We start from the raw sequence: 16,531 nt of genomic DNA, 5'->3' as shown, positions 1-16,531 counted from the left end.
TGAGATATAGCCCGGCGGGCGCTGCACAGGCGGCGCCCGCAGTGGGGCAGACCGGGAGGCCGGGCATCCGAAAGGGCGCCCGGCCTTTCTGGTTTTAACCGTGTCTTTTCCAGGCTTAGGCTTAAACCTGACAACTTGCCTTGTGGCATAAATAGCAGGATGTTTTTAGTTTGCCTAACTTTACAGTCTTGAAAACTAGATGAATAGGCATGACCAAACGCTTGATATACTTTTTTTTTGGCGCGCTGGCGTTAGCGCTGGTCTTTTGTACACGTGATTTACCGGATAAGGCGGTCCCAACTGATACCTACAAAAATCTGTCGCCGGGCGTCGCGTATGTGGGGATGCAAACCTGTAAATCCTGTCACGCTAATGTGCATTCCACTTTTATCCATACAGGCATGGGGCGTTCTTTTGACCGGGCAACCCGGGAGAAAACGGACGCGAAGTTTGGGGCGCATGCTGTAGTTTATGACGAAGCTTCGGATCTATACTATCACCCTTTCTTTCGGGATAGCCAGATGTACGTGCTGGAATACCGGCTGGAAGGTTTGGATACCGTCCATCAGCGGCTGGAGAAAATTGATTATATCGTAGGTTCCGGGCAGCACACGAATTCTCATATGGTAGACTTCAACGGTTACCTTTACCAGGCACCGGTCACTTATTATACACAAGAAGACAGGTGGGATATGGCCCCCGGATTTAGAGGTGATAACATCCGGTTTAGCCGGTTGCTATCGGCAGAATGCATTACCTGCCATAATCATTTGCCGGAACAGGTGCCCGGCTCAATGAACAAGTACGTCAAAATGCCAACGGGGATAGAATGTGAGCGCTGCCATGGCCCTGGTGAAATTCATGCAAGAGAAAAACTAGCAGGGGAAATTGTAGACACCTCAAAATTTATTGATTATTCCATTGTCAACCCCCGTGATCTTTCGCGTGACCTACAGATGGACCTCTGTCAGCGCTGTCATTTGCAGGGGATTGCTGTTTTGCAGGATGATAAGTCATTCTACGATTTTAAGCCAGGTATGCGACTGAGCGAGGTGTTTAATGTATTCCTGCCCCGGTATACCGACTCTCATGAGAAGTTTATCATGGCTTCTCAGGCCGACCGCCTGCGCCTAAGTGCATGTTATTTGAATTCGGAAATGACCTGTATTACCTGTCATAACCCTCACAAGAGCATCGAAGTGACAGGGAGGGACCAATACAATAATGCTTGCAAAAATTGCCACGATGGCCCGGAAGAATCCGCTTGTGCCTTCCCTTTAGCGGAACGGTTGCCGCAAGGTAATGACTGCTCGGGGTGCCATATGCCGCGCTCCGGCAGTATCGATATCCCTCATGTGAATATTACGGATCACTACATCAGTAAAGAGACTACCCGAACGTCAAAAAAAGAACAACCGGCTGCACAGGAGGGGGTATTTTTGGGCTTGGAGATTCTGACCAAGGAGAGCGGAACTGCTCTGGAAATGGCAAATGGTTATCTTGCGATGTACGATAAATATGTGCAATCGCCAATGGTTTTGGATTCCGCCTGGGCGTATTTGCAACGGTCAAAGGCTCCAGAGGCTGAGCAGTTTCCGGTGGAGGTGCACTACTTTTTTGCCAGAGAAGATTATTCGAATGTTTTGGGGCGGAGTGCCGGCAAAACAGCTTCTGAAGTAAAAGACGCCTGGACGGCTTATCGGATTGGCGAAGCCTTTTATCAAGCAGGGGAATTTCGGAAAGCTGTCAATTTCTATCGCCGGGCCGACGAGCTGCTGCCTTTCCACCTTGATTTCAAGGAAAAACTTGGAGCGGCTTTGGTCCAACTACGGCAGTTGCCGGAAGCAGAAGAAGTCTTAAGTTGGGTAATCAGGGAGCACCCTAAACGCCCAAGAGCACTTTCTAACTTTGGCTTTGCAAGAGTGCTGCAGGGGCACACTAAAGAAGCAGAAGCATACTACGACAGGGCTATTGCGCTGGACCCGGACTACATTCAAGCTCTGCTCAACAAAGCAGCGGTCCGGTTGCTGAATAAAGACTACAGAGCCGTCGCCGAAATACTAAATCGTGTCCTCCGACTTGATCCGGAACACCCACAGGCAATAGCCATTTTACAGCAATTAAACCAACTTCAATAATATGGCAGGACCCATTCCGCGCAAAGCGTACCGTATTCAGGCTAAAAAGGGGCGATGGAGTACCGGTAGCCTGGGGCATCTTAAGTTAGAAGAAGAAACCCTGCCACCCCCTGCTCCGGGTGAAGTGCAAGTGGAGGTCCGTGCCATTGGGCTGAATTTTGCAGATATCTTTGCCATTTGGGGGCTTTACGGTGCAACACCGACAGGTGCCTTCGTGCCTGGCCTGGAATATGCCGGAACGATTGTAGCTATAGGGACAGGAGTGGAAAATCTACGCGTAGGAGACCGGATAATGGGGGTAACCCGCTTTGGTGCTTACACTTCCCACCTCAATATTGATGCTAGCTACGTGATTCCTATGCCAGACTCCTGGACCTTTGCAGAGGGGAGTGCCTACCTGGTACAAGTCTTAACCGCTTATTATGGGCTAAAGCAATTGGGAGACATCCAAATAGGGCAAAACGTGCTGATTCACAGTGCAGCCGGAGGGGTAGGGCTTTGGGCCAACCGTATCGCAAAACATTACGAAGCGTACACCATAGGTACGGTGGGCAGTCCTCATAAGCTGGAGGTATTGGAGCGGGAAAGGTACGATCGTGGAATTGTTCGCCGGAGTTCTTTCCGGCAGGATCTGGAAGAAGCACTTGGCGATAGGGAGCTGCACCTAATCATGGAGTGCATAGGCGGAAAAATCTTCAGTATTGGCTATGATGTATTGGCACCACAAGGTAGAATGATTGTCTATGGATCCGCGCGTTACGCCTCTGTGGGCAACCGGCCAAATTATTTGCGCTTGTTGTACCATTTTATTACCCGTCCAAAACTGGACCCCCAGAAAATGCCTGAACACAACAAAAGTGTTATGGGGTTCAATCTCATTTGGCTATACGAGCGGGCATCATTAATGCATCAGTTGCTCGGGGAATTGCAAACCCTGGATTTGGGGCGCCCCACCGTAGGAGAACGGTTTGCTTTTAAGGATTTGCATGACGCTATTCTGCGCTTTCAGTCCGGTCAAACGGTGGGAAAGGTCGTTGTGGAATTACAAGAAACCTGATTTTATACAAGCGAAAAGTCAGCCCAGTACCGGTAGTCGCCCAAAGGTGTCTGTATGGGGTCATCTTCATCAAGTGGCATCAGTTCTCTGAGGGGGTAGGAGCGTATCGCCCGGCCTTTCTGCACAGATCCAATCAGTCCTGATTTTTCCTTTGAGTCAATCCCTTCGATACCGAGGATCTGTACTTTGGTGCCTGGTGCAATTTCATCCATGAGCAGCCCCTCAACTTCTGCCGGGATTGGGTACTTTACCTCGTGCTGGAAATGGTAAAGCCAATTGCCGAGATCGTCATCGTTGTAATCACGGGTGAGAATTCGGAACATTCGTTTAGCTTGCGCATCTTTCTTGATATTCCCCCAGAAATAAGAATGGTAGGCTAATCTCTGCCGGTTCAGGGCTTCAGTTTCTGTATCTCTGGGAGGTACTGCTTTTAGAGCTTCCTCCGGTATTTCAAAAAGGAAGGGGTTGTCTCCATCCGCTACCTCCACTATTTCTTTAAGGTATTTTTCTGGTAATTTATCAATGGTTTTGCTGTCCAGGCTAATGACGAAAAAGTTCGAATCGCCATCTGTGATTCCGGTTTCTACTCTTCCACACCACCCCTTGGCAGTAAGGTTAGGGACCTCAAAGCTTTGGGGGTCAAGGTCAAGGTTAATACTAACGACACTTCCCTGCTTAAATTTAGGATTTTCGATTTCCTGCCACATGGGGTCAATGGAAAACTCAAACTCATCCGGGTCGAAGTCACCTCCTTCCTCTTCCCAATTGGTATTTTGAAGATCTCGCAGGTGGAAATCCGGGTGGAGGGGAGGAAGAACTGACCGGCTGTCATTAAAAAAAGAAATAGATAATGGACTGTTGCTCATGCATGGATCACTTCAAATGATAAAAAACCATAGCTAACCTGAAAAAGCGCGGGCTTTAAACAGCTAGCGTGCAATCAAAGTTTTTTAGGACCGAATGACAACTTATCAATAAACTCCGGTAGGCAATAGCGACTGTTTTCTTTGCTTGGCTATTCTACAAACAACAGGACATTGCGGATAGTTTGCCCCATTAAAAAAGCCTCTGGATTTTTCTTTTCCAGAGGCTCATGAAGCAGTTGCTTTCTTATATCTTATCGGGTCAGATACATATACCGCTGTTTGTCAAGCTCCCGGAAGAAGGGGTCCGAGAGGTCTTTGATAAAGCGGATGCCCTCACCGGTGGATTTCATCTCCGGGCCGAGATTTTTGTCCACATTCGGGAATTTATTGAATGAGAATACCGGCACCTTAATCGCAAAGCCACCTGGACGGGGCTTAATATCAAAGTCTTTCAGCTTGTGCGTCCCCATCATCACTTTGGTTGCAATTTTAAGGTAAGGCACCTGATAAGCCTTGGCAATGAACGGTGTCGTCCTCGACGCCCGTGGGTTGGCTTCAATCACATAGACGTTGTCGTCTTTGATGGCAAATTGGATGTTGATCAGGCCGCGGATATTGAGTGCCTTAGCCAGTTGCTCAGCGTATTCCACCATCTTGTTAACGGCTTCAACCGAAAGGCTGTAGGTAGGCAGTACAGCCGAGCTGTCGCCGGAATGGATACCCGCAGGTTCGATATGCTCCATGATGCCCATGATGTGCACCTCGTCTCCGTCGCAAATGGCATCAATTTCTGCTTCCTTTGCACGGTCCAGAAACTGGTCAATCAGGACACGGTTGTCCGGGAGGTGCTTGAAAATGCTCAGCACATGCCGCTCCAGTTCTTCATCATTGATGACGATCCGCATCCGCTGCCCGCCGAGTACATAGGATGGGCGTACGAGTGCCGGATAGCCTGTTTTGCGGGCGGTTTGCAGGGCCTCATCCGCGTCATTGGCAACACCGTACTCAGGGTAGGGAATTTCGAGCTCCTTGAGCAAGTCCGAGAAGGCACCCCGGTCTTCGGCCAGGTCCATATTCGGGAAAGAGGTGCCAATAATATTGTAGCCTTTCTGATGCAGGGTCTCCGCCAGCTTCAGGGCAGTTTGGCCACCGAGCTGTACGATAACCCCCTCTGGTTTTTCCAGCTCCAGGATTTCCTCCAGGTGTTCCCAGAAAACCGGCTCAAAGTAGAGCTTGTCAGCCATGTCGAAATCGGTGGAGACCGTTTCCGGGTTGCAGTTGATCATAATGGCTTCGTACCCGGCCTCTTTGACGGCCAGCAGGCCATGGACACAGCAATAGTCAAACTCAATACCCTGCCCGATACGGTTGGGACCGGAGCCCAGGACAACGATTTTTTTCTTGTCGGTGGAGGGGATGCTTTCGTTTTCTTTATCGAAGGTGGAATAGAAGTAAGGTGTTTGCGCTTCGAACTCAGCAGCACAAGTATCCACTATTTTGTAGGTGCGGCGGATGCCCAGCTTCTTTCGGTAATTACTGACCTCTTCATCCTCAATGCGCAGCAGCCAGGCAATTTGGGCGTCAGAATACCCAACTTCCTTAAGCTGTCGCAGGAAATCTTCCGGGATATCCTCTGCGACGTTGTAGCGCATCAGTTGCTGCTCCATTTTAACCAGCCGCTTGATCTGTTTGATAAACCAGGGGTCAATGCGGGTGAGCTTGTGGATCGTCTTTTCCGGTACGCCAAGGCGCAGGGCATCCTTAAGCCGGAAAATGCGGTCTTCGCTTGGCTTCTCCAGGCGCTCCAGAATATCTGCCGTACGGATCCATTCCTTTTTATCTGCACCCAGGCCCATGCGGTTGTTTTCCAGCGACTGGCAGGCTTTCTGCAAAGCCTCCAGGAAGTTCCGCCCTATAGACATCACTTCGCCTACTGACTTCATCTGAAGGCCCAGCTCGTGGTCAGCCCCCTGGAATTTATCGAAATTCCAGCGCGGCATTTTCACAATAACGTAGTCCAGCGTAGGCTCGAAGTAAGCAGAAGTGGTTTTTGTAATCTGGTTTTTGAGCTCATCCAGGGTGTAGCCGATGGCGAGCTTGGCGGCAATCTTGGCAATAGGGTAACCGGTGGCTTTACTGGCCAGTGCAGAAGAACGGCTTACGCGTGGATTAATTTCAATCACGATCAGCTCTTCCGTCTCCGGGTTGATAGAAAACTGGATATTACAGCCTCCTGCAAAGTTGCCAAGGGAACGCATCGCCTGAATGGCTTCGTCCCGCATTTGCTGATAAGCAGTATCGGAAAGCGTCATGGCTGGCGCCACCGTAATGCTATCGCCAGTGTGCACGCCCATAGGGTCGAGGTTCTCCACTGTACAGATAATCACCACGTTGTCGTTAGCATCCCTTAGGAGTTCCAACTCATATTCTTTCCAGCCTAGTACTGCTTTTTCAACCAATACCTCATGCGTGGGAGACATACTTAGCCCTCGGCGCAAGGCCGCATCAAACTGATCGGCACTATGCACGAAGCCACCGCCGGATCCACCAAGGGTGTAGGATGGGCGGATGACAAGGGGGTAGCCGATTTGCTGAGCAGCTTCTTTGCCCTCCAGGAAGGAGTTGGCAATTTTGGAAGGCGCTACGCTCAGCCCGATGTCAATCATGTGTTTCCGGAACGCTTCGCGATTTTCCGTAAGTTCAATAGCCTCAAGGTCAACTCCGATCAGGCGGATGTTGTATTTTTCCCAGACCCCCTGTTCACCAGCTTCGATAGCCAGATTAAGCGCGGTTTGTCCTCCCATAGTGGGAAGCACGGCATCGATTTGCCGCTCTTCAAGCACCTGTACGATGCTCTCAACGGTTAGCGGTAACAAATAAATGTGATCTGCGGTGACGGGGTCCGTCATGATGGTCGCCGGGTTATCATTGATTAGGCTGACCTCAATACCCTCTTCCCGCAGCGAGCGGGAGGCTTGAGAACCGGAATAGTCAAATTCACAGGCTTGCCCAATCACAATAGGTCCGCTTCCTATGATTAGGACGGATTGGATAGATTGATCTTTTGGCATTACGAGTATTTTAGACCGCTAACCGGCGGCAGGAAGGAGGTGCCGGCAAGGGGCAATTACAAATTGCATGCAAAGATACAATAGTTCGGCGGTCCGTAAAGAACGGAAACAGAGGAATTTTTGAGGAGGGAGGACTATTCTATGACGTTGAAAGGCTGTTCAGCGGTGTAATACTCAATATCAGCTGCGGCTTTGGCACCCTTAAGGTCAATCTCCTGATGTTGCTTTTTGACGAGATAGACCCGGTGTGGTCCGGGTTGTAGTTTGCGTAGGCGCATGGCTGCGATGGGAAAGGTATCCTGTACAGCAGGGTTGGTTAGTGTAATGGTTGTAGCTTTGTTGTTTTCGTCGCTGAACAGGAGCACTATGCTTTCGCCATCCTCGATGCGTTCGTCTTTGATGTAAAGCTGCATCCCTTCAGACAGGCTGGCGGTGCCGCCAATAATACTGAAACTGTCAATAGGCGAGAGCTCCAAGGTCACCTCTTGAGCAGTTCCGTCTGCTGCCTTGAACTGGAACCGATGCTCTTTTGCAAACGGAGATCGGGTATCCAGCAAATACCGTACTTGCTGTCCAGGCAGCCGCCGGGCTTCCAGCTGCTGCCCCTGGTAAGTAACACCTCCAAGGACTTCAACCGGCTGAGCTGTAGCTATGCTGTCCCCTTCGCGGAATGCAGCGGTTACTTTCAGCTGACCCTGAGGAGCGATGTAACGAACAAAAAGGTTGGCATAAGTGGAAGGGCCGGTTTGCTCCGGGCCAGTATCTTGTTGACAGCTATTTAGGGATATGCCCATCAGGCACAGGAAAGCAGATAAGAAATAAGTCAGGCGCATGGGTCCTATTTTGTGTAAGTTATCATTCAGGGCGTAAATTTAATCTCTTCTTTGGGAATTTTGACAGGATTCCCGCTCCAAGCTTAATTTTGAATAGAAACGGGATTGCAATGATTGCTTCTGATGAAGCGGATCATGGCTTGTGCTAATTGCCGACAATTAGGCAGACTGGGGTAGATCACATGAGTGGCAACAAAGAAATTGCAGTCAGGAAAGCACCAATGGAAGCCCCGTGGAATTGGGTAAAGTCCTGGTAGAGAAAGGATAAATTCCTTGTCAGCTGGAGGACTAAAATATCATTCTTTGGAATTAGCAAGGAAGCGTTATATTTGCGCGGTCCGTTCTGCTAAAGCCTCATCAAAAGATGGAACGGCCGCATCAGGTTTTTTTGATCAGAAACCTGACTTATGCGCAAATGTGATTGGGTATGAACAGGGATATTTTCCTACTTTTGAGGAAATACTTTTGTTAAGCCCCCCACGAATCCTGAAAACAGCAAGCAAGAAACAAAGCGATAAAGCCTGAAAATCAACAGGCTAAACAAGAGAGCGAACATTAATTTACACAGCTAGGGAAACCCATTGGTTTGTCGAAATTTTAAAACAGGAAATTTTATGGTACGTAATTTACTCGTGTTATTCGTACTCCTTCTTTCAGGAGCGGCTGTCTTCGGGCAGACTTCGCTTCAGGGAGAGGTGGTAGACGATACCGGGGAGCCGATTATCTTCGGCTCGGTAGCACTCTACAAAAACGGAGTACTTGAAACTGGTACGGAGACCGATTTTGATGGTAATTATTCCTTCAACGAAATTGATCCTGGTACCTATGATGTTGAAGTCAGCTACGTTGGCTACAACAAGCAGCGTGTGGAGGATGTGAAGGTATTCGCTGGTAAAGCGAACCGCCTTGATATCACAATGACCTCTGATGCAGTTAATCTTGATGAGGTCGTGGTTACTTCTTATAAGGTGCCGCTCGTAGAGCAGGATAACACCACACAGGGAGCAACCATTACCAGTGATCAGATCAAAAACCTGCCTACCCGTAACATCAACGCCCTTGCTGCAACTACTGCTGGCTTGGCGAGTGCGGATGAAGGGGATGCTATCGCCGTTCGGGGTTCCCGGAGCAACGCGACTGACTACTACGTAGACGGTATCCGGGTACAGGGTAATCTGATTCCTGAATCAGAAATCGAGCAGTTGCAGGTTATTACTGGTGGTATCGAAGCCCAATACGGAGACGTGACCGGCGGTATTATCTCGATTACAACCAAGGGGCCTTCCAGTCAGTTCTCTGGGGGTGTTGAAGTGGAAACTTCGCAGTTCACAGATCCTTACGATCAGAGCCTTGTTGGTTTTAACCTGTCTGGTCCGATCATCAAGCGCCGTAATGAAGACGGCACGAAAGGCGAGTCCATTTTGGGCTTCCGTCTGGCCGGTCGTTTGACAGATCAACTTGATGATGACCCCCCCGCAACAGCTGTATTCCGAGTAAAGGATAATGTACTTGCAGACTTGCAGGCTAATCCTGTTATTCAGCGCGGCGGTAACTCTTTCATCGCAGCTGACTTTTTGACCAATGAAGATGTGGACGCTTTAGACTTTCGTCCTAATGAGCAGTACACCCGCTATGACCTGACAGGTAAAATTGATGCCCGCCTTAGTGATGCGATTGATATCACCATTACTGGACAGGCTTATGATCAGGCGAATCAATTTACACCAGGTAACTGGCGACTGCTCAACCTACAGAATAACCCAACAGATAATGAGCAAAATTACCGGGGTAACATCCGTTTCCGTCACCGCCTGGGCGGTGCCGTTTCCGGGGAAGACGGCGGTGGTTCTCTGATCCAGAACGCAAGCTATACTTTACAGTTCGGTTATGAAAAGAACCTTCAGGACCTTGAAGACCCACGCCATGGAGATAACCTATTTGATTATGGTTACATTGGCCGTTTTGACCAGGAATGGCGCCCGACCTGGAATATCCAGCCGGACGATTCTCTAGGCGTTGTGGCTATCCACACTGACTACCTACAGGTATTGACAGATTATACACCTGGCGATGTCAACCCGGTTTTGGCCAACTACAACAACGTTTTCAGAGATGGTGATGCGTTTGAAATTCCTGCTACACTTCAGGCTTTCAACACTTTCAACGGGGTAACCAACTCTGTATTTAACAGTTCCTGGGGTTACCACACCAACGTAGGAACAGTCTATAACCTGAACCGTAAGCGGGATCGGGACACTTACACCTTCCAGGCGCGTACTTCTTTCGACCTGGTACCTGGTGGTTCTGACAAAGGCCGGCACAACATTCAGATGGGTGTTTGGTACGAGGAGCGCATCAACCGCGAATGGTCGATCAACCCTCGTGCCCTATGGCTGCTGTCCCGTCAGTTAGCTAACAGTCATATTCAGGGTATTCCATTTGGCGATGATAACCGTCCATTGAGTGATACACTGGATGTGGTTCCGGTATTTGACCCACAGTCTGGAGCTCCGATTGTGAACCCATTCACGGGAGAGCAGTTTATGGGGGCCATTCATGATGTGGTCATCACTCCTGGTGACGAATCACAGTTTTACGAACGTGTTCGTGAGGTCACTGGCGATGGACTTAAAGATTTTGTGAACATTGATGCGCTTTCGCCAGATCAGCTAAGCCTTGATATGTTCTCTGCTCGGGAACTGAACGACTTTGTTGTGAGCGGTTCTCCGATTTTGAACTACTTTGGTTACGATTACCTCGGTAATGCGTTCAATGGTTCTTTCGAAGACTTTTTCACCACACGTGACCCTGAGACCGGGCTGCGTACCTTCCCGGTAGCACCTTTCCGCCCGATTTACGGAGCTGCGTACATTCAGGATAAGTTTACCTTCAAGGACATCATTTTCCGTTTGGGGGTTCGTGTAGACCGTTACGACGCGAATACAAGTGTACTGAAGGATAACTACTCCCTTTACGAAATCCTTGGAGCTGAAGATTACCACACCCAATTTGGTGGTGAGCGCCCGGGTGCTATTGGAAATGATTTCAAAGTATATGTTAATGAGTCCGGCGATGCCGTTCAGGCTTATCGGGATGGAGACAACTGGTTCCGTCCAAATGGTAGCCCTGTAAACAACCCTGCCCTGATTTTCCAGGGAGGTACTGTCAACCCGATCTACGCAAGTGAGCGGGCACGGGATGATATTGACTACATTAAAAAGGAAGATTTCAATCCTGATGCTTCTTTTGAGGATTACGAAGTGCAGGTGAACGTTATGCCTCGTTTGGCATTCTCTTTCCCGATATCAGACGAAGCGAACTTCTTCGCTCACTACGATATCCTGGTTCAGCGTCCGCCATCTAATACGATTGCTTCCCCTCTGGACTACTTCTATTTCTTCGACCGTTCCAACCTGGATAAGAACAACCCGAACCTGCGTCCGGAGCGTACGATTGACTACGAAGTAGGTTTCCAGCAGAAGCTGTCCAGCTCTTCTGCCCTGAAAATTGCCGCTTACTATAAGGAAATGCGGGACATGATTCAGTTGCGTACCTTCTTCCCCGTTCCGGTGATTGGGCGTTATACGACCTTTGACAACCTGGACTTTGGTACTGTAAAAGGATTCTCTTTTGCTTATGACCTTCGCCGTACTGGCAATGTGTCATTGAACCTGAACTATACGCTTCAGTTTGCGGATGGTACAGGCTCCAATGCGGAATCACAGCGTAACGTAGCTAACCGTGGTGTTTTGCGGACTTTGTTCCCATTGAACTTTGATGAGCGCCACCGTATCGTTGCGGTACTTGATTACCGCTATGGATCTGGCAAACAGTACAACGGACCGCGTCTTTTCGGAGCAGACATTTTTGCCAACGCAGGTCTGAACCTGCAGGCTACGGCGGTATCAGGTCGTCCATATACAGCAACGAGCCTGCCTCAGGAGTTTGGAGGAGCCGGCGTAGTAGGTTCTTTGAACGGTGCACGCCAACCGTGGAATTTTGTGCTTAACGCCAGAATTGACAAAAACTTCAACATCGGTAAGAAGATGGGGCTGAATGTCTACTGCCGGGTTTCCAACCTGCTGGACCGCCGAAACGTTATCAATGTCTACTCTGCAACCGGTTCACCAACGGATGATGGCTATCTCGCATCAGCTTTCGGTCAGAGCCAGATTGGAAGTGTAGACGCTTCTCAGCGTGATGTACAAGCCTTCCTGGCTTCCTATCAGTGGAGAATGCTTAACCCTAACTTCTTCAGTATTCCACGCCGGATTTATCTGGGTGCAATATTTGACTTTTAATACAACTTGTGATGCTCCCCGCCGTTTCGCCTTCTTAGGAGCAGGCGGCGGGGGCAACCAATTTTCATTCTTTCAATTAAAAAATGCGTGCTATGCGTAAAATATTATTCACTTTATTGGGAGCCGTACTTTCGGTTGCCGTGGCATCTGCCCACGTCAATCCCGAACGAGAGAATGCCCCCAATAATAATGCTAATGACCAAGTCAGCTTCCGAAGCAATTGCGATGTAGCTAAGGCACAACGCGATCAGGCCGTTAACAACGTCCGCGCTCGCCTGACAACTGGTGGTGACGTTTGGTGGGATGGTAATGACGGCCGTTATGTCGTGCCTAAGGTTCCACCCGGTGAGCCAGAAGTATCTTCTATCTTCGCCGGTGCCGTTTGGCTCGGTGGTGTAGATGCTGCCGGTAACCTTAAACTTGCTGCTCAAACTTACGGCCGCTCTGGTGGACAAACGGACTTCTGGTCTGGTCCATTGACGCCGCTGAATGCTGAAAACCCCGGTGAAACGGATCAGGAAACTTGTTCCAACTGGGATGCATTCTTCGTAGTTACAGGAGGTGAAATTGATGAGCACCTTCGCCTTTACAATGAGTCAGTAGAAACAGGTGCTGCCTACGAAGCTTCTCAAATTCCAAGTGGCGTTCGTGGATGGCCTGGCCGTGGCAACCCCTTCTTCTTTGATGTTAATGGATTTGAACTCCCAAATACTGCTCAGGGTCTTGCCGGATTCTGGGATGAGGATGCGGATGGTATTTACAACCCGCTCAATGGTGATTACCCAATCATTGAGATCCGGGGTTGTGTAGAGCCACAATATCCGGATGAGATGATCTTTTGGATTTACAATGATAATGGTAACGTACACACGGAGACAAATGCGGATCCTATCCGGATGGAAATTCAGGTTCAGGCATTTGCTTACGCTACCAACGATGAGCTGAATGATATGACCTTTCAGCGTTACAAGCTGATCAACCGTGCACTGGAGCCTATTGATTCTACCTTCTTTGCGATGTGGGTTGATCCGGATTTGGGTTGTTACACAGATGATTTCATCGGTTGTGATACCCTGCGTAGCCTGGGTTATGTTTATAATGAGGATGCACTGGACGGTCAAACAGGCTGTACCTGCCCTCAGGGTGTGAATACTTACTGTGACGAAGTTCCGCTTTTGGGTGTGGATTATTTCCGTGGGCCGCTCGCCCCAGTTCGTTTTGGAGAAAACGGAGAGTTGATCCCAATTGAGGTAGGGGAAAACCCTGATACGGCGATTGAGCTGGGCATGTCTTCCTTTACTTACTATAACAATGGTGGTATTGGTGGAACCCCTCCGGGTACAGCTGACCCCGGGCAGCCTATTGAATACTACAGATACCTGACAGGCCACTGGCGGGATGGTACACCATTTACCTATGGAGGTGAAGCTTACCAGGATGGTACTGAACCGATTGATTACGCATACACAGAGGCTCCAGACGATGTAGACGGATGGTCGATGTGTACAGCTGATGTTACACTTGGTCAGGATCGCCGTACGATTCAGGCTTCAGGACCTTTCCTGCTTAGCCCAGGTGCGGTTAACGAGCTGATCGTTGGTGTGGTTTGGGTTGCTGATCAGCCTTATCCATGCCCATCTATCCGTCAGTTGCAGCAAGCCGATGATATCGCTCAGGCATTGTTTGATAACTGCTTCGAAATTGTAGACGGTCCTGATGCACCGGATATCGACATTATTGAACTAGACGAGGAATTGATCCTGATCCTGACAAACGACGAGCAAAGCTCCAACAACGCTTTCGAAGCTTACGCTCAGCGGGGTCTTGAAATCCCTGAAACAGTAGAGGATAGCCTTTACGTTTTTGAAGGGTATAAGGTTTTCCAGGTCGCTGGTCCAAATGTTGGTTTGACGCCAGAAAACGTGAATAATCCTAACCTGGTGCGTCAAATTGCGCAGGTGGATATCACGAATGGCGTAGATCGGCTGTTCAACTGGGTTACTGTAGATAATCCAACCGGAGACCCTTACTATGTTCCTGAGTTGAAGGTAGAAGGCAGAAACCGTGGCATTGAGCATACCTTCCGTATTACAGAGGATGCCTTTGCTGAGGGGGATCGATCCCTGATCAACCACAAGAAGTATTACTTTGTAGCGGTTGCTTATGCTTACAACGAGTACGAACCCTTTGATCCGGAACTGCTTCTTGGTCAGCCGGAACCTTATCTGGAGGGCCGTAGAAATATTGGGCCAAACGATGATGGTCTGCCTTACACAGCCATCCCACGTCCAATTATTTATGAAAATCTGAACGCGGAGTATGGCGATGGTGCCATTATCACTCGTCTTGATGGTATCGGTGCAGGTCAGAACTTCCTGAACCTCAGCGATGAGACGAATGCAGCTATGAAGGAAGCCTTTGCAGCGAATGGAGATTTCGAAGGTAATCTGGTCTACGCCCCAGGTGGTGGCCCAATTGATATTCGGATTTTCAATCCACTTGACGTAGTTAATGGCAATTTCGAAATCGAATTCATGGACAGCAACATGGATGACGAGACGCTGGAAGATGATGCCCGCTGGGTACTTCGTGATCTGGACAGCGGTGTTGAAATCATGTCTGCCCGGACCATTGAAGTCTTGAATGAGCAAATCATTGCGGAATTTGGTTTCTCAGTCAATATTGGACAGGTTGCAGAACCCGGAGAGCAGGAAACAGAAGACAATGGCTATGTAGGCTTTGATATTGAGTATGCGAACGGACCCGCTGCCAACCCATGGTTTGCCTATGTTCCTGAGGAGTTTGATCTCTTCCAGGGTCAGGGCTTTGGTGCGATCCAACTGTTTGACTATATCTCTACTGATGATGGAGAGCGGGATGCGGCGATCGACCCTGATGGTGGGCTGACGCAGTTTGGGCAGGCGCCTTTGATGCCGTACTACATGTTGGACTGGACAGCAAGAGGAGAGTTCCAGAATCCATTCATCAGCCCGGTTTGGGCAAACAACAGCGGTAGCGGTATTGTCCGGAACCAGATGGATCTGGAAGACCTTAATAATGTCGATATCGTACTTACTCCTAACAAGGATCTTTGGAGCCGCTGTGTGATCATAGAATCGGCGAACCGGTTTTACACAGAGTCTGGCTTTGTTACAGAAGGTGGTGTGGACCAGTTTGACCTGCGTGCAGACCCTTCAGTGGGCAAGGATGCAGGTCCGGACGGTTTGCCAGCTCCTGATGGCGACGGTACCGGTATGGGCTGGTTCCCTGGGTACGCTATAGATGTGGAAACGGGTCAGCGACTGAATATTTTCTTTGGCGAGAACTCTGTATATCGCCCTGAGAATGAGCTGCTCGACACAACGGTTACCTTCACTGACGGGATCACTGGTGGCGACATGATGTTCAATCCATCCAGCCAGTTGATTCTGCCAGAGGTGCAAAACCTGGGCTTGCTGCCTGTCTATATGGGTGGACAGCACATGGTTTATGTGACGAAAACACCATATGATAGCTGCGCAAGCTTCCGTGACAACTTCGAACCAAGCCCGCTACCACTTTCAAAAGTACGTTCGGTACGTGAAATCACGTGGGCAGGTTTAGTTATTGGAGATAATGATTTCCCATACACCAGCTACGAGCAGGGTCTGATCCCTGAAGAAGTACGGTTAAAGCTCCGCGTAACTAATCCTTATCAGGTTGAAGTAGACAATCCGAACATTGACGGCGATCAGCGTACCGGTACAGGTGAGAACAATTACCATCCGAAGTATCAGTTCGCTATAGAGGGTGCTGCACCTACACCATTGGATGAAGAAGGGATTGCAGATGCGCTTGAGGATATCCTCGTTGTGCCCAACCCTTACTATGGTTTCTCTGACTACGAGACCTCACAGTTTACCACTACCGTGAAAATCACCAATTTGCCTGCGCAATGCGTGGTAACGATTTACACGCTGGAAGGCAAGTTCATCCGTCAGTACAACCGGGATGAAGTGGGTGCTGACCCGATTGGTAATGCTATTGAGCGCAATCAGATTACGCCAGCACTGGAGTGGGACCTCAACAACAGCAAGGGTATACCTGTAGCAAGTGGTGTTTATCTGATCCACATCGCTGCAGAAGGCCTTGGTGAGCGGACAATCAAGTGGTTCGGTGTGAACCGTCAGTTCGACCCATCAGGTCTGTAAGCAACCTTTGAATTTTAAAATTTAGAGAGTCTTTCCGTCCCTTCAAAGGGGGCGGAAAGCTCCTCAAAATATTTG

General features: G+C 49.3%; 7 protein-coding genes. 4 read left to right on the top strand and 3 right to left on the bottom strand.

Annotation, left to right across the window (positions count from 1 at the left end; translation table 11 throughout):
• The first annotated feature begins 209 nt into the window (after nucleotides 1–209).
• Nucleotides 210–2,138 (top strand): tetratricopeptide repeat protein, encoded by a 1,929-nt coding sequence (locus tag MRY86_RS10450; RefSeq protein WP_293565639.1) that lies wholly within the window; start codon nucleotides 210–212, stop codon nucleotides 2,136–2,138.
• 1 nt (nucleotide 2,139) lies between these two features.
• Nucleotides 2,140–3,195 carry a medium chain dehydrogenase/reductase family protein gene (locus MRY86_RS10445; RefSeq protein ID WP_293565641.1) on the top strand — a complete coding sequence of 352 codons (1,056 nt, stop codon included), beginning with the start codon at nucleotides 2,140–2,142 and terminating at the stop codon, nucleotides 3,193–3,195.
• 2 nt (nucleotides 3,196–3,197) lie between these two features.
• On the opposite strand, the gene MRY86_RS10440 is transcribed toward MRY86_RS10445, so the two are convergent.
• The 3 genes from MRY86_RS10440 to MRY86_RS10430 form a co-directional block, all read right to left on the bottom strand.
• Nucleotides 3,198–4,061 (bottom strand): calcium-binding protein, encoded by an 864-nt coding sequence (locus tag MRY86_RS10440; protein WP_293565643.1) that lies wholly within the window; start codon nucleotides 4,059–4,061, stop codon nucleotides 3,198–3,200.
• Nucleotides 4,062–4,312: 251 nt separating this feature from the next.
• Nucleotides 4,313–7,132, bottom strand: coding sequence for a carbamoyl-phosphate synthase large subunit (gene carB, locus MRY86_RS10435; protein ID WP_293565645.1), 2,820 nt, complete (start codon nucleotides 7,130–7,132; stop codon nucleotides 4,313–4,315).
• 134 nt (nucleotides 7,133–7,266) lie between these two features.
• Entirely contained in the window at nucleotides 7,267–7,965 is a 699-nt protein-coding gene (locus MRY86_RS10430) for a hypothetical protein (protein ID WP_293565647.1), read from the bottom strand.
• Between the two features lie 614 nt (nucleotides 7,966–8,579).
• Between MRY86_RS10430 and MRY86_RS10425 the strand changes: the two genes are divergently transcribed.
• Both MRY86_RS10425 and MRY86_RS10420 read left to right on the top strand, forming a co-directional pair.
• A complete protein-coding gene (locus MRY86_RS10425; protein ID WP_293571425.1) occupies nucleotides 8,580–12,266 on the top strand; it encodes a carboxypeptidase regulatory-like domain-containing protein in 3,687 nt (1,228 codons plus the stop codon).
• Nucleotides 12,267–12,358: 92 nt separating this feature from the next.
• Nucleotides 12,359–16,456 (top strand): hypothetical protein, encoded by a 4,098-nt coding sequence (locus MRY86_RS10420; protein ID WP_293571423.1) that lies wholly within the window; start codon nucleotides 12,359–12,361, stop codon nucleotides 16,454–16,456.
• Nucleotides 16,457–16,531 lie beyond the last annotated feature (75 nt).

Origin of the sequence: Phaeodactylibacter sp. (genome assembly GCF_022763345.1) — a bacterium.
In the GTDB taxonomy this organism is placed as follows: Bacteria; Bacteroidota; Bacteroidia; order Chitinophagales; family Saprospiraceae; genus Phaeodactylibacter.
Note: the sequence above shows the minus strand (reverse complement) of the source record. Positions and strands in the feature narration are given on the sequence as shown.

What these genes read in the sequence shown, in the direction of transcription:
- MRY86_RS10450 (WP_293565639.1), top strand. Translation starts at nt 210, where the DNA reads ATGACCAAACGCTTGATATACTTTTTTTTTGGCGCGCTGGCGTTAGCG.
- MRY86_RS10445 (WP_293565641.1), top strand. Translation starts at nt 2,140, where the DNA reads ATGGCAGGACCCATTCCGCGCAAAGCGTACCGTATTCAGGCTAAAAAG.
- MRY86_RS10440 (WP_293565643.1), bottom strand. Translation starts at nt 4,061, where the DNA reads ATGAGCAACAGTCCATTATCTATTTCTTTTTTTAATGACAGCCGGTCA.
- carB (WP_293565645.1), bottom strand. Translation starts at nt 7,132, where the DNA reads ATGCCAAAAGATCAATCTATCCAATCCGTCCTAATCATAGGAAGCGGA.
- MRY86_RS10430 (WP_293565647.1), bottom strand. Translation starts at nt 7,965, where the DNA reads ATGCGCCTGACTTATTTCTTATCTGCTTTCCTGTGCCTGATGGGCATA.
- MRY86_RS10425 (WP_293571425.1), top strand. Translation starts at nt 8,580, where the DNA reads ATGGTACGTAATTTACTCGTGTTATTCGTACTCCTTCTTTCAGGAGCG.
- MRY86_RS10420 (WP_293571423.1), top strand. Translation starts at nt 12,359, where the DNA reads ATGCGTAAAATATTATTCACTTTATTGGGAGCCGTACTTTCGGTTGCC.